Source organism: Rhizobium jaguaris, assembly GCF_003627755.1.
Lineage (GTDB): Bacteria > Pseudomonadota > Alphaproteobacteria > Rhizobiales > Rhizobiaceae > Rhizobium > Rhizobium jaguaris.
Map to the genome: position 1 here is coordinate 101,910 of NZ_CP032695.1, position 14,374 is coordinate 116,283.

Sequence of the window (14,374 nt, forward strand, 5' to 3'; positions counted from 1 at the left end):
AAGCCCGCAGGCACTATTGGTTTGAATCTTTGCGAGGTCCTGTTCGGAAGCTTACAATTCCGTAAAGCGGTTCCGGATGATGACGGCCTCGTCGAGCGCTGCGGCCGATATCAGTGCGGCGCCTCCGCGGTGGCCGTCGACGCCGAGGATGGAGCCGCCTCCACTCCGGTCAGTGGAAAATGGCAGGCGACGCTGCGGTTCGGTCCGTGCTCCGTAAGCTTCGGTGTGACCTTGGCGCAGATATCCTGTGCATAGGCGCACCGCGTGCGGAACCGGCAGCCAGACGGTGGCGCCAGGGGTGAGGGCGGCTCGCCAAGCAGCCGGATGCGCGGACGTTCGACCGGATCGCCCGGATGCGGCGGGATGGCCGACAACAATGCAGCCGAATAAGGATGCGCCGGCCGGGCGAAAATGTCGGCTGTATCGCCGATCTCGCAGAAACGGCCGAGATACATGGTCGCCACCCGGTTTGCCAGCACGCGGACCACAGACAGGTCATGGGCGATCAGCAGGAAGGTCAGGTTCAGGTCGCGCTTCAGCTCGAACAGCAGACGGATGATCTGAGCCTGCACCGAGACGTCGAGCGCCGTCACGGGCTCGTCGCAGATGACGAGGTCGGGCGAGGACACCAGCGCACGGGCGATGGCGATGCGTTGCGCCTGGCCGCCCGAGGTTTCTCGAGGCAGCCGCGCGCCGAATTCGCTCGCCGATAGACCGACGCGGCTCAGGATTTCGGCGATGCGCCGCCGCTTTTCCTCGGCGGCAAGACTACCTTGGGCACCAAGCGGTTCGGCGATGAGATTGGCGACGGTCCACTTCGGATCGAGCGCGCCGACCGGATCCTGAAACACCATTTGCACCAGCTTGCCGCGCTGCTTGCGCGATACCGAGCGGCCGCCAGTGAGCGCCCGGCCGGCGATGCTGATACGTCCGGATTTCGGTCCGGGCGCATCCATGATCGCGCGTGCCAGTGTGGACTTGCCCGATCCCGTTTCGCCGACGATCGCCAGCGTCTCGCCGCGGGCGATGTCGAACGACACGTGATCGACGGCCGATACCGTTCCCTTGCCGAACAACCCGCGCCGGACCGAGAATTCCCGGACGATGTCGTCGCAGATCAGCAGCGGCTCGCGCTTATCGGCGGATGCCGGCTTCGTGTTGTCGATGACGACGCTCCGGCGCGTCGCCTTTTCCGCAGGTCCAGGAAAGAAGCAAAGGGCGTCGTGATGGTCTCCGACCGCCGCAAGCGGCGGCGTCCGTTCGCGGCAGATGTCCTGCACGCGTGGGCAGATCGGCGCATAGGCGCATGCGACTTGGATTGCGCGCAGGCGATAGGGCAGGGTCGGCATCGGCTCGGGAACCTCGCCGCTGAAGCCCGGCATGGCGCGCAGCAGCGCCTGGGTATAGGGCATGGCGGCGTTGTGGAACAGGCCGTTCGACGGCAGCTTTTCCACCAGCCGGCCTTGGTACATGACCATGACATTGTCGACGCGTGAGGCTGCCAGCAACAGATCGTGGGTGATCAGCACCATGGCGACGCCGAGTTGTTCGCGCAGGTTCTGCAGGAGATCCATGATCAGCGCCTGCGTCGTCACGTCGAGGCCGGAGGTCGGCTCGTCGCAGAAGATGATCTTCGGTGCGCAGGCAATGGCGACGGCGATTACGACGCGCTGGCGCATGCCGCCGGAAAGCTGGTGCGGATAGGCGTGGAAGCGCTCTTGCGGGTCGGCGATGCCGACGGCCCGCAGCAGTTCCAGCGCGCGCGCCTCCGCCTCCTTCCGGCTGTAGCGCTGCGCGCGGCCCTTGACCCGGTACATGGCCTCGGCGATCTGCGCGCCGACGCGCATGGAGGGGTTCAGCGCCCGCGTCGGATCCTGGAAGACCAGGGAAGCAACGCTCGATATGTATTTGCGCCGCTGCCGGTGCGGCATGGTCAGCAATTCCTGGCCGTCCAGCTTGATCGAACCCTCGATCGTGAACCGCCGGTCGTCGAGCAGGTCCAGCACCGCGCGCGTACTGACCGACTTGCCGGCGCCGGATTCGCCGACAATGGCAAGCGCTTCGCCGTGTTCGACCGTGTAGCTGACATCGTCGAGCACGGTGACATCGCCGGGCAGCCGCTTCAGGCGCACGTTGAGGTTCTTGATGTCAAGGATCGGACCGCGGTTGCCGTTGGAGGACGGCATCGGCGCCAGATCGGCGAGGGTCTTTTGCGGAGCTGCAGTTTTCATCGGTCGATAGCCAGTCGCCGGCGGAAGCCGTCGGAAAGAAGGGTGATGGCGAGCACCGTGACGAACAGCGCTGTCGCCGGGATGTAGATGAGCGTCGGATCCCGCGCGAGATAGGGCTGGGCGTCGGCGATGAGGTTGCCCCAGCTCGGGTCGGGAATGCGGATGCCGAGGCCGAGATAGCTGAGGCCTGCCTCCACCACCATGGCGCTGCCGATGTTGAAGACGGCGAGCGAGATCAGCGGCGGGATGATGTTCGGGATCACATGCTGGAAGACGATCTTGACCTCCGGCATGCCCGAGGACCGTGCGGCAACGATATAATCGAAATTGCGCACCCGGATGGTCTGGCCGCGCGCCAGCCGGCCAAAGCCGGAAACGGTGAACAGCGCGATGGCGATCATCGTGTGGAAGACCGACGGCCCCAGATAGGCAGCGATTGCCAGTGCGATGATCAGCGACGGGAAGGCATAGAGCGCGTCGAAGATGCGCATGATGGCGGCTTCGAAGATACCGCCGAAGACGCCGGCGATCGCGCCGAGCGTCATGCCGACTAAAAAGCCCATGCCGGTCGCGACGATGCCGACGAGGATCGAAACCTGCCCGCCATGCAGCAGCCGGGACAGCAGGTCGTTGCCGAGATTGTTGGTGCCGAGCGGATGGCCTGGCGTGCCGATCGGAAGCAGGCCCTGCCGCAGGCTGCCCACGTTTGGATCGTAAAGGTTGAAAAGGGTCGGGCCGAGGAAGCAGGCGACCACAATGAACAGCAGGATGGCTGCCGGTGCGGCGACGCCCGGATCACGGAAGGCCCTCGCCAGGCGTCGGAATTTTCGCGCCCATTGGGCGCGGCTGCCGGTGGCGACCCATTCCCGGTCGGCCTCCGACAGGGCGATGCGGTTGGGTACAGATGCTGTCAGAGACGGCTTGCCAGCGGAGATGTCAGCTGTTGAGGGCATCGCGCACACGCGGATCGAGGGCGGCATAGACCAGATCCGCTCCCAGGTTGGAGAGCACCACGATCACCGCCACGACGGTGACACAGCCGACGACGACGGGCGAGTCGTGCAGCTGGATCCCCTGGAACAGCAGCGTTCCGAGGCCGGGAATGGCGAAGATGTTTTCGAGAATGACGGCGCCGGAGACGAGTGGTCCGAGGCCGGCCGCCACCACGGTAATGAGGCCGAAGGCGGAGTTGCGGGCAACATGCCGCCAGATCAGGCCCCAACCGGTCACGCCCTTCATGCGCGCCAGCGTCACATATTCTTCCGACTCCAGCTGTTCCTGCAGTTCGGACCGGAAGATGCGCATGATGCTTGGGAAGATCGTCAGCCCAAGGATGATGGAAGGCATGATGATGGCGCCGATATTGGCGCCCCAGCCGGCATCGCCGGGATCGGCCCAGCCGATGGTCGGGATGATATGCAATTGTACGCCGAAAATCGTTGTGACGATCAGCGCCAGGATGAAATTGGGAAGCGACGTGCAGAACAGCGCCAGCGCGGTGCCGGCGCGATCGATCCACGGATTGCGGCTGGCGACGGCGCCAATCGCGAGCGCCGATCCAAGGATGACGGCCGAAACCATCGCACCGATCACCAGTTCCAGCGTCGGCAAGGCATCCTGCAGCATGGATTCCACCACGGAAACATGCGTCGCCAGCGATGTGCCGAAATCTAGATGAACAGCCCGCCAGAGCCAGATCAGATAGCGGATCGGGACGGGCTGATCGAGGGATAGCTCCTGCGTAAGCTGGGCTGCTGCTTCCGGCGTGTACTGATCGCCAAGGATGACCGAGACGATGTCGCCAGGCAGCAGGTTAACCATGACGAAGGCGATGATCGTCACGATCAGGATTACCACGATCATCTGCGGGATGCGGGTAACAATCATGCGTAACATGGCGATCTCCGTTGCGGTCGCACCATGTTCGATAGGCTTTATAGGCCCGGTTGCGCCGGTTGTGGCTGAGAAGGGGAGGGGGTATCGCGGAACGGGGCACCCGATTGCGACGAGACTCTCCTCCAAGCCTCTCAACGAGTGGGCCAGCTTTTTTCGATATAGTCCAATACCGGTTTTTGTGCGCTTCGATAGCTTTTCCAAATCGAAACATCTTCGCGCAGGTGGCGGCGGTCGATTTCGGAAAGCTATCGAAAGCCATGGATGTCGGTATTGGACGATATCGATGAAATAGCCGATGAACGAATGAAATGGAGGATGCCGGCTCTCTTGGGCCGTGACGGAGGAATAGATGGACGAAAGCGAAAGTGTCGAATTCGCGGAACTGTATCTGCAGATGACCTGCATCGATCCGGCCCATGATACGGACCCGGCCGTGCTGGCGCGGTTCAGCCAATATTATACGGAGGTCCATACACCCGATGTCGTGCGCAATAATCCGGGCATCCGCCGCGCCTATCGTTACGAGCTTTCCATTGCCGATGCGAACGGCGCCTTCGGCCCGAAATGGCTGTCCGTCTATGAGTGGAGCAGCCGTCACGGCGCGCAGGTTTTCGTCGTGCGGGCAGAGGATCCGGCTGGAAGCTGGCGTCCGGACTATTTGCCCGAGCCGCCGATCTGGATGGGCGTCGGCCGCGGTCCGCAGCAATGGGGCCGGCTGATGTGCAACAAGCTTGCCGAATCCGGTCCGTCCAAAGGCCTGCCGGTTGCCGTGGTCCTGGAAGGCATTGACCTGCCGGCAGGTGCTACACCAGCCGACGAGGCGGCCTTTCGCAAAACCTTTCTCGACCATCATCCGCTCAAGGTCGGCGGCATCGCCTATTCCCGCGTCATCAAATACGAATTCGAGGATCTCGGTACGAAGCCGGGTGCGGCGGCGACCGACACGCCGCGTTTTCTCAGCGTCTTCGAAGCAGATGCCGCGACGGCGGCTGTCCTACCTCGCGGCGTGGTGACGCCCGATCTGATCACCGCACCGGCCGCGTGGGAACGGCGACGCGTGGCCTGGCGGCATGTCTATCGGCGTATCTCGACATGCATTTACCCCGGCTCCCGCTACACGGCGAGGATGCTGTAGCGCAATTCCGGCAGGCTGCGAGGCGGTCTTGCCCGAATTTGCGCAGGAAACAGGGAGGCAAGGCGGTTCCCGAAATCTCTGAAAGGGTTTGAACCGCCGGGAAGGAGTAAGCACCATGCAATATACCAATCTCGGCAGGACCGGCCTCAGGGTTTCGCGTTTCGTCATCGGCGGCGCCCATTTCGGGCAGACGCTGACACAGCAGGAACTCGATGCGATCGTGCATGCCGGTTGGGATGCGGGCATCACCACCTTCTACACCGGCGACGACTACAATGTCGGCGAGGGCGAGCGCATGCTGGGCGAGGCGATCAAGTCGCGCCGCGAAGATCTCGTCTTGATGGTGAAGGCCGGCTACCGGGTCGGTGCCTACGGGAACTATTCGCGTCAGGGAATGCCGACCGATATCAGGGAAGACTATGTCGCTCAGCGCACCGGCAATCTCGATTACGACCGACTCTGGCAGGCAGGCGTGGCGCCGACGGCGCGCGGGCTCAACCGCAAGCACATGACAAAGGCGCTGGACGAAAGCCTGAAGCGCCTGCAGACCGATTATATCGACGTCTACATGGCGCATTTTTTCGACGAAACGACGCCGCTCGAGGAAACGATGGATGTGCTGGACGGTTTCGTACGCTCCGGCAAGGTGCGCTATCTCGGTTGCGCGCAGTTCAATGCTTGGCAGTTCGTTCGTTCGCTTTGGGTGTCGGACAAGGCCTTCCTCCATCGCTTCGAGGCTTCGCAGCTGAATTTCAGCATGCTGGAACGCGGTGTTGAGGCCGAGGTACTGCCGGCGTTGCGCGCCACGGGCGCCAGCCTGTTTGCCGCCATCACCGATGCCGGCGGCATGCTGACCGGCCAATATGATCGTACCAGCGAGCGTCCCGGCGGCGAGGGTGCCCGCCAGCGTTACATCGATCCATTCTGGAACGACGAGTCCTTCGCAGCCATGGAGAAGATCGGTGCCTGCGCCCGCCGGCTCGGGCGCGCGCCGCTTGAAATGGCGCAAGCCTGGACCCTGGCGCAGGAGCCGGTGGCGTCGCTCTGGATCGGGCCGCATACGCCGCAAGAGATCGCCGAGCAAACGAAAGTGACCGAGCGCCCGCTTGCTGCGGACGAACTGACAGAGATCAACGAGATGTTGAAGACGATCCCCGTCAACCTTCGGCGATAGCGGCGGGGAGCGAGGCATCGCCGGTGACGGCGGAGATATCAGGATGCGCCGGGTAGGAGCGAATGATGACATCCAAAACAAAGGAGGGGAGAGACATGCGTAAGTTCTTGGCTGCGGGTGGCGTGCGCCGCGCTGCAGCGGCAATGGGTATGCTTGCCATGGTGGCCGGCTGGGGGGCCGCCACTGCTGCAAGGGCCGATAACACCCCGAAACCGGGCGGTACATTGACCATTCCGGGCGTCAACGGTACGCCTTGGCCCAATCTGTCCTGGCTGGAGCCCGGATATCACGTCGGCAACCTCAATATTTCTGTGCTCATCCAGGGCAGCCTGTTCCTGTCGCCGGAAAAGATCGGCGGCCCGGTCATTCCGGATCTCGCCACGGGCTATCAGTACAATGCCGACAACACGGCCCTGACCATCAAGCTGCGTCCGAACGTCAGGTTCACCGACGGCACGCCACTGAACGCCGATGCCATCCTCTGGCTCTGGTCGCCGGAATACGACATGAACCCGTCGTCCAAGGCGGCAATCTATTTGACCGGCGTCAAGGAGGTGAAGAAGATCGACGACCTGACGGTCGAAGTGGATTTCAAGTCACCGAATACCACCTTCGTCTCGGCGCTCGCCTCGCAGCCTGTCGGTCTTGTCGCCTCGCCGACCGCCTTCAAGAAACTCGGCCGCAACGGCTTCGATCTCTTTCCGGTCGGCGCCGGCGCCTATACGGTGCAGACCCATGTTCCCAACCAGTCGATCGTCTTGAAAAAGAATCCGGACTATTGGGATGCGAGCCACGTCTATCTCGACAGCATCCGCGAGGTGCTGACCGGCACCGATGCGACGGCCAACTATCAGAAGCTGGCCAGCGGCCAGGTCGACCTGCTGCCCGGCATCGGCGTCTTCGCCTATGATCCGGAAATCATCCAGCAGGCGTTGTCCAATTCCAAACTCGCCAATTCGCAGGGCGTCGGCGCCAGCTTCGCCTTCGTGGATTTCACCAATGCCGCGCCCTTCAACGACAAGCGTGCCCGCGAGGCGCTCGCCTATTGCATTGACCGCGAGCCGATCGCCCAGCAGACGCTTGGCGGCTTCGCCGAACCTGCCTATGTCTGGGGCGGGCCGGTGAACGGGATGGATCTCTATCCCAAGGATGCGTCCGGCAAGCCCTCCATCGAGGCCGCAAAGGCGCTCAATCCCTATTCCTACAATCAGGAAAGGGCGAAAGCGCTCGTCAAGGAACTCGGCGGCCTCAAGTTCAAGCTGACTAGCGACATCTCCAAGAACATTACTGTCGCTTTGCAGCAGGAATGGGCTGAATGTGGCATCGACGCGGAGATCTATCTGCCGCCGCCGGCACAATATACGTCGATCCTGCAGAACGGCACCTATCAGGCCTATCTGGTGAACACGGGCGGCGTGCCTGATCCCAGGCTGTTTGCCAAATACATCACGCCGCAACAGCCGCTCGACCAGCAGCACGAGGTCGACGATTCCGTCGTAACCGATGCCTTTAACAGGTCGCTCGGTCGTTCCGGCGATGAGCTGCAGCAGGACTGGAACACCATCTATAAGCAGCTGGCGAGCGACGCCTACGTGCTGCCGGTGATCGCCGCGCCTGGCTACAACGTGTACACCCCGTGTCTCCATAACACGTCCTATTTCGGCAACACGGTAACCTTCCTGCACGCCTGGAAGAGCTGCAAATAAGCGAGGCCGGCCCCGCCCGGACGGAATGTGTTGGGTCGTCCGGGCGGACCTGCATAGGAGAGGCCATGCAAGACCTGTTTTCGGGTGCCATCATGCGCTGGAGCGGCACCAACCTGGTCGGAGCGACCAATTCGCAGCGGAAAACCTATCGACGCTATCTCGATCATGTGGAACTGCCGCTGCTCTCCGGCCCCTGTGGCGCGACGAGCGCCCATCGTCTGGAAAAGATGGTGCAGTCGCCCCGTCGCTCTTTCGGCCCGGATTTTCTTTCAGTCTTCGAATTCACAGGAGCTTCCGATTTGCCGCAGTTGCCCGCGGATCCGACGCAGCCGTGGAACGACGCCTGCGAGGCAATGTGGAGCATGACCTGGCGTAAGATTTCCGACACCGGCCCGGCCCGGCGGAGACCTGATCGCGTCCGCCTCCTGGCGCTGAGCCCGCCTGCCGATGCGAGTGACGGCGAGATCGCCGAGTGGAACCGCTTCTATACCGATGTGCATGTGCATGAAGCCATGCAGCGGCGGCGCTGGACGCGCGCGACGCGCTGGGTGCTGGACCATGCCGACCTGCATCCGTCCCCCGGCTGTCCACGCTATTTCGTGCTCTACGAGGCTGTCGGCTTCCAGGATGCGACGGACGAGGAGGTTGCCGCCTGGGGTCCCTGGACGGAAGGGCCGCCGATCTGGAAACGCCATGTCGGCGCCTGGACCCTCGATTATCGCGTCGTGAAACCGTAACGTCAGGGGGCAACGGTCTGAGGACATCGCGGCAACGCAATTTAACGGAGCATCGATCAAAACGCGGGATCTGGCGGCCGAGCAGGATGGCGGTGCCGAGACCTGGTTGGCATAAACAGTGCCGCGCATGGCCCTTTCTTCCTCGGCCTCGGCAAGACGATGCGCTTCGGATGCTGGCGGACGCGCTCGTGGAGTTGCGCCACCGTCGAGAGAGCTGGCATGTTAGGTAGTCGGTGCTGGCTCGCCGGTGTGGTGACGACCAGACCGCGAGTCCGCCGCAAGCCGCAGCAGCTCATCTGACTACCGCCGGGGCCCGGTTTGATGGAGATGGCCGATGCGGCACGCAAGGGCTTTACGGGGTCAGGCATGCCTCGCGTAGCGCGCAAGCTGCTCTGGGGCAATATGAGGACGGTCGCACAGGTGAAGCGTGTCCAATCGACAAGCAATTCGATGGGCTATTGGAAGGCGCGCCGGCAAAATAGAGCGTGGAATTCGATTGCGTCGTTTACGACACCACCCGATCGTCTCGTGAGGAACGACAACGCCGCGTTCGAGCATCAATTCTTCGACTTCGCGCAGGCCGACATTGAAGCGGAAATAGAGCAGCTTTCCCGGCAAGGCGACGATCTCGATTGGCTTAAGGCGCAACCAGGGGCGCCTTAAGAAACAACCATCGTCGCCTTGCCGGGAAAGCTGCTCGTCGTGATGTGTAAATATGTGACGGCGGGTGCAGTAATCGAGGTTTCCGTCATGAAGGCTGTTTAGCGAGACCCCACACCGACATTTCATCCTTCGAGGCCTGATCAGCCTCGGCGGATCCAGAAGGCCAACCGAGATCCCAGCTGGCTTTAACGCCGCATCAAAGACGGGTCTCGCCGTTTGGGCCCGTGCCGCCGGCGCCGCGGCGGTGGGGTCGCCAGCCTCATGCGGCCGGCAGCGCGCTGATCGGGATGTCGTCGCTCTCGTCGCCGCGCTCGAAGGCCATTTGGTCGGCGAGCTGGCGGAGTTGGTTGAAGTCGGCCGGGCCGTCGAAGGAGGTGCCGCCGAGGCGGATGGCGACGGAAAGCGGCGCGCCGTCGGCGCTGAAGGTGGCCGCGGCGACGCGCGTGCGGATGCGGGTGCCGATGTCGCGGGCGTTCTCGACCGTGGCGCCAGGCAGGAAGATGCCGAGTTCGTTGGTCGCAAGCCGCGCCACGAGATCGCCACTTCGAACCGAGGACTGGATGATCGAGGCAAGCGATTGCATGACGGTGTCGGCCCACTGCGGCCCGTAGCGGCGGCCGATGTCGTCGAGCGTATCGACGACGACGGCGATGACGATGCCGCCGGCATCGGTGGCGACATGCTTGCGCCGGTCGATAAAGTGCTCGACGGCCGCGGCAAAGGCGGTGCCGTTCAGCGTCTTCGTCACGCTGTCGTAGCGCGCCGCCTGGGTGACGTTTTCCTGCATCTTGCGGACGACGCCGTTCTTGAGCTGCAATGCAAAAAGCAGCGGAAAGGCCACAAATGCGGAAATAAGTGCTGCACCGACAAATCCGACCAAAAATGGTCGATCCGGCATCAATAGGTTTAATAGAAGTAAAAGACCAACGGAACCGACCACGGCGCATAGCGCGCCGAGCGTGGCCCTCCGCAGGGCTTTGAAAACGGTGGCGGAGGGATGTCGCTGTTGTAGAATCATATCAGAGTTATACCCGTTCTGTAATGCAGCGCCAGCTAAACAGGGGCCTGAAAAAACCGGCTTAAGAAATCCCGTAAAATTTGTTGCTTTGCACAGTTGTTTTCACGAATTAACTGTCTTCGAACGAATATCCAGAACCGTTGTTTGCGCTTGGTGCCCGGTTTGCGACAGAACCCCAGCGCTTCATCTCGATCCATGGTCCTGGGCGTGTTTCATCTTCAGCGCGCGAATCGGCATGGGGGTCACGATGCCGATAGGCACAACAAGCAATTGTTTTCGCTGCAGCGTCTGGGGTCATTACTTGATGCTTATTTACAGCAGCGGTTTGAATGAGAGGCATGAACCGGTCGATGATCGATCTGCAATGCGTCGCCGCAAGCGTAAGGATGGATGGATTGACAGGACGACGAGAGTGGATTGGGGCCGAACTATTCTGTCGGCGGCGATGCGCTGTGTGCTGATCTAGCGAGTGTCATGAAGCTCATCGATGGATAGGAAACGCGGCAAGGATATCGATGATGTTCGATCGAGGCAATGCGGGCTCGCTTTGGTGACTGCAGCACCTCAGATTTGGGCAAGCTTGTTTGGCTAAGAAGGATATGACACCCCTGGATAGTAGCAAGGGGACAAACTTTCGCCAGGCGGCGAAGGTAATGTTGTGCAATTATGTTCCAATTCCGTCGCTGTCATGCGGGGCGCGAGGTTAGTGCGGCGCGTGCACTGGCAGTTCTCGGTGGGAATTAGCATGCTTGCCACCGCTCGCCTCATGCATTGCGTAAGCCAGTAGCCTATTGCGATTGCGAAAAGGCTCCGGTTAAGTCCACTATCGCTCCGTGAGAGCTTCCACACAGATTGCAGGGGTGACGGCAAGAAATGTTAAATTTTTTCCCTGTGCCGGAAGAGAGCGAAAAGGGGCAGCCGAGAGCGTTTGCCCCAGGGGCTGTGTGGATTGATCTCCTCAGTCCCAATAGCGTCGAAATAAAGGATGTGGAAAAGGGCCTTGGAGCACCGCTCCCTTCCCTCGGAGCGCTCAGTGAGATCGAATCATCGAGCCGCTTGAGAAATCAGAACGGCGTTCTCTACATGAGCATGCCATCGGCTGCAAAGCACCCAGCGGGGACAGAGACTACCCCTCCGATCGGTTTCATCCTGTCCTCGGATCGATTGGTTACTGTCCGATTCATGCCTTTGCCGGCCTTTGAAGCTGTCGCCGCCAAATTCGCAGGTGAGAGCGCTCCCAAATCCAGCCTCGGGGTGTTTACCTCGCTTTGCGAGGAGATCGTCGATCGAGTCGCAGACGGGTTGGAGCACCTAGCGGCCGAATTGAATGGTCTGTCTGTCGATGTCTTTCATGCGGAAGACTCCCGCGGCCGCCACGCTGCTCATGCCAATCGTCTCCTGCGGATACAATTGCGTCAGGTCGGTCGCCTGGGGGACCGGCTCTCAGAAGTTCGGGACAGTCTACAGGCCCTGGGGCGCATCATCGCCTACACCGATCTACATGCCAACGATTGGTCTGCAGGACAGCTTGAACCGCGCTTGGCAATCCTGGGCCGCGATATTCATTCCCTGATTGATTATGAAGAGCAACTTGCCAACAAGGTCCAGTTTGTCCTGGACGCTCTCGTCGGATTGATTGGCATTGCTCAAAACGACATATTTAAGGTTCTCACCATCGTGTCGATTGTCGGAATTCCTCCGACCCTTCTGGCCGGAATCTACGGCATGAACTTCAAGAACATGCCGGAATATGACTGGGCTTGGGGCTATCAATATGGCTGGGCGGTGATCCTACTCAGCGCCATCATTCCTTTGGCTTGGTTCAAGGTGAAGGGCTGGTTCTAACGGCTACGAGCCGTGGCAGAACGATTGGTCACACCTCATAGAAGGTCGACCTCACTCGATCGTTAAGGCGACGGTTCGGGGCGGGTTCACCCTGAAGCCCAAGCCCACAATAGCAGCATTCCTCCCAAAAGCCCCAGAGCCGAAGACCCCCACCAGGCCAGACGCTTGCGGGTCAAGGCAGCCACGGCTCCCAACGCGATCGCCACCTGCAACATAGCGACCGCATAGGCGTAGAAGTGGTGGCGATGAATAAGCCTATTGGCCTCGTCATCCCTCTCGTCGCGGACTTTTTCGAGTTCATGTGCCTGGGCACTGATCGATTTCTCCTCGTCCACATATCGTTGGCTCGTCGCATCGAGGTCAGGAGGCACTGATTTGCCGTCGGCAATTAGAAGCTCTTTCTGTGATGTGAGGATCGCAGCCTTGATGCCTTTGGCCTGATAATAGGCCCACTGATCCGAGACCTGGGCTTGTTTTTGCGCCGCCTCGGTCTTCAGGGCCAACGCCTCGTTGATGGTGCCGCCTGCGAGAAGCGAGCCGATTGCAGCAAGCGCAGCGAAGAGCGCAGTGGTCAGAGCGATTAAACGCAACAGTGAGGCGGACTTTTTCTCGATCTCCTCATCAATAGCCTCGCGCAATTTGTCGGTATCGACTTCAATCTCTTCAGGCATCGTATAGCTCGTAAAATGAAACAGATGCGCACATATTGCCACATGGATCCCATCGTCTGGAACCACGCCGACAACGGATTTCCCCAACATCGTCTAGCGCTAGTGTAACCTTCGTCGATTGCAACTTAGCGCTCTCGCCGTGAGCCATCTATTATGAATTGCGGCGCAGCGATTGAACACAGCCATCTTCTCGTCTCCCGGCCAAGGGAGTCATCAAGCCAGCTATGGCCACAGGTCTATCAGGGAATGCTACCCCGCTAGCATATGCCTGGCACGGTCCTGGGCGCAGTAGAAAATGGCCGCAACAATGATCGTGAGCGCGGGCGCTCTGCAAAAGCCATACGGCCAAATCAATCCTCCTGGAGTGCCTCGGGTCGCATTTTTCGCCTCTCTCGCGATCGTGCGGCTCGCCTGGCCTCTCGCAGCTCTTCGATTGTGGGCTGCCACCAACTGCGCATCCGTTCGTATCTCCCCGGCGTCGCTTTCGCTGGCCAGGTATGAACAAGCTCGCCGAGCGTCGGTAATTCCCAATGGCACCAGACATGTTCGTCCATGAGTTCCGGATAGAGATCGGCAAAAACAGGATCGGCGAGCTCTCCAGTAATCTCGGTAACAACGACGATTCCGTAGGCCGATGTAGCGACGGGTCGACCAACTGGCGGAAGGTCGTCGCATGGCAATGGCAGACGGCGGCGGCGTCTCTCGGCCGACCGTCGCTTCGATCGCTGTTCTTCGGCAGTGCCTTTGCGCGCGTCGATACGCTTGCGCCGTTCTTCCGGTTCGTTTCGTCTAGCGGCCTCTTCAATGGTTTCCCAGCGTCGCTGGAGATCGTCATATGAGGCGAAGGGAACTCTCCAAATACGCTGGTCGCTGTCCCACCGCGCAACAGGAATCTGGCGAAGCTCTTCGACGACCGTTCTGGAATACGGCGTCCTGATCCGGAAGCCGACGTCGTCCACCTCGAGATAGGGGCTCAGGATGGGTTCGAACGCGTAAGCATCCCGTCCGCGTTCGTTTGCAAAGACGTCCGTTCTCGCCGCCTCCTGCGCCAGCCAACGGTCGATGCGCCGGCGCGCAGTCTTGCCTGGTACTGTCCAGGCCTGGAGCTTGTCGCTCCATCGGGCACGAGGGAATGTCTGGCGAAATCGCTGCGCCGTCATGCGATCGAACGGGAAGCTCGCGAGCGCCCCGTCCCTCTCGCGATCGTCAGCAACGCAGGTGGCTTGGTCTTTGCGGGTGCTCGTCGGACTCGTGCCGTCTTCCATACACGTTCATGTAGGGCTTTCGTTGAATCCGTC

General features: G+C 61.1%; 11 protein-coding genes and 1 pseudogene. 5 read left to right on the plus strand and 7 right to left on the minus strand.

Annotated features, from left to right (window positions below; translation table 11 throughout):
• Window positions 1–110 precede the first annotated feature (110 nt).
• The 3 genes from CCGE525_RS22595 to CCGE525_RS22605 are packed head-to-tail and all read right to left on the minus strand — an operon-like array spanning window position 111 to window position 4,127.
• Entirely contained in the window at window positions 111–2,231 is a 2,121-nt protein-coding gene (locus CCGE525_RS22595) for a dipeptide ABC transporter ATP-binding protein (RefSeq protein WP_120706625.1), read from the minus strand.
• Window positions 2,228–3,184, minus strand: coding sequence for an ABC transporter permease (locus tag CCGE525_RS22600; RefSeq protein WP_162950268.1), 957 nt, complete (start codon window positions 3,182–3,184; stop codon window positions 2,228–2,230). Before CCGE525_RS22600 ends, CCGE525_RS22595 begins: the two co-directional genes overlap by 4 nt.
• Window positions 3,168–4,127, minus strand: a complete 960-nt coding sequence (locus CCGE525_RS22605; protein WP_162950269.1) for an ABC transporter permease — start codon at window positions 4,125–4,127, stop codon at window positions 3,168–3,170. The genes CCGE525_RS22600 and CCGE525_RS22605 overlap by 17 nt, the downstream gene beginning before the upstream one ends.
• A 349-nt stretch (window positions 4,128–4,476) precedes the next feature.
• On the opposite strand from CCGE525_RS22605, the gene CCGE525_RS22610 reads away from it, so the two are divergent.
• The 4 genes from CCGE525_RS22610 to CCGE525_RS22625 all read left to right on the plus strand — a co-directional run bounded on the left by CCGE525_RS22610 (window position 4,477) and on the right by CCGE525_RS22625 (window position 8,879).
• Window positions 4,477–5,262 (plus strand): hypothetical protein, encoded by a 786-nt coding sequence (locus CCGE525_RS22610; RefSeq protein WP_162950270.1) that lies wholly within the window; start codon window positions 4,477–4,479, stop codon window positions 5,260–5,262.
• A 115-nt stretch (window positions 5,263–5,377) separates the two neighbouring features.
• Window positions 5,378–6,436, plus strand: coding sequence for an aldo/keto reductase (locus CCGE525_RS22615; RefSeq protein WP_120706629.1), 1,059 nt, complete (start codon window positions 5,378–5,380; stop codon window positions 6,434–6,436).
• Between the two features lie 95 nt (window positions 6,437–6,531).
• Window positions 6,532–8,142: an ABC transporter substrate-binding protein gene (locus tag CCGE525_RS22620; RefSeq protein WP_162950271.1), complete on the plus strand. Its 1,611-nt coding sequence runs from the start codon at window positions 6,532–6,534 to the stop codon at window positions 8,140–8,142.
• 65 nt (window positions 8,143–8,207) lie between these two features.
• Entirely contained in the window at window positions 8,208–8,879 is a 672-nt protein-coding gene (locus CCGE525_RS22625) for a hypothetical protein (RefSeq protein WP_120706631.1), read from the plus strand.
• A gap of 492 nt (window positions 8,880–9,371) precedes the next feature.
• Here the strand turns inward: CCGE525_RS22625 and CCGE525_RS22630 are convergent.
• Window positions 9,372–9,482 (minus strand): annotated as a pseudogene (locus tag CCGE525_RS22630) (IS6 family transposase); the annotation flags it as partial.
• Window positions 9,483–9,801: 319 nt separating this feature from the next.
• The gene (locus tag CCGE525_RS22635; RefSeq protein ID WP_245472267.1) at window positions 9,802–10,422 is read right to left on the minus strand and encodes a GGDEF domain-containing protein; all 621 of its coding nucleotides are present in this window, start codon (window positions 10,420–10,422) and stop codon (window positions 9,802–9,804) included.
• A gap of 1,011 nt (window positions 10,423–11,433) precedes the next feature.
• On the opposite strand from CCGE525_RS22635, the gene CCGE525_RS22640 reads away from it, so the two are divergent.
• On the plus strand, window positions 11,434–12,405 hold the full coding sequence (locus tag CCGE525_RS22640) for a magnesium transporter CorA family protein (RefSeq protein WP_120706633.1): 972 nt from the start codon (window positions 11,434–11,436) through the stop codon (window positions 12,403–12,405).
• Between the two features lie 86 nt (window positions 12,406–12,491).
• Here CCGE525_RS22640 and CCGE525_RS22645 read toward each other — a convergent pair whose 3' ends face one another.
• Together CCGE525_RS22645 and CCGE525_RS22650 are read right to left on the minus strand one after the other, a co-directional pair.
• Window positions 12,492–13,076: a DUF4337 family protein gene (locus CCGE525_RS22645; protein ID WP_120708577.1), complete on the minus strand. Its 585-nt coding sequence runs from the start codon at window positions 13,074–13,076 to the stop codon at window positions 12,492–12,494.
• A gap of 350 nt (window positions 13,077–13,426) precedes the next feature.
• Entirely contained in the window at window positions 13,427–14,341 is a 915-nt protein-coding gene (locus tag CCGE525_RS22650) for a hypothetical protein (RefSeq protein ID WP_120706634.1), read from the minus strand.
• Between the last annotated feature and the right edge of the window lie 33 nt (window positions 14,342–14,374).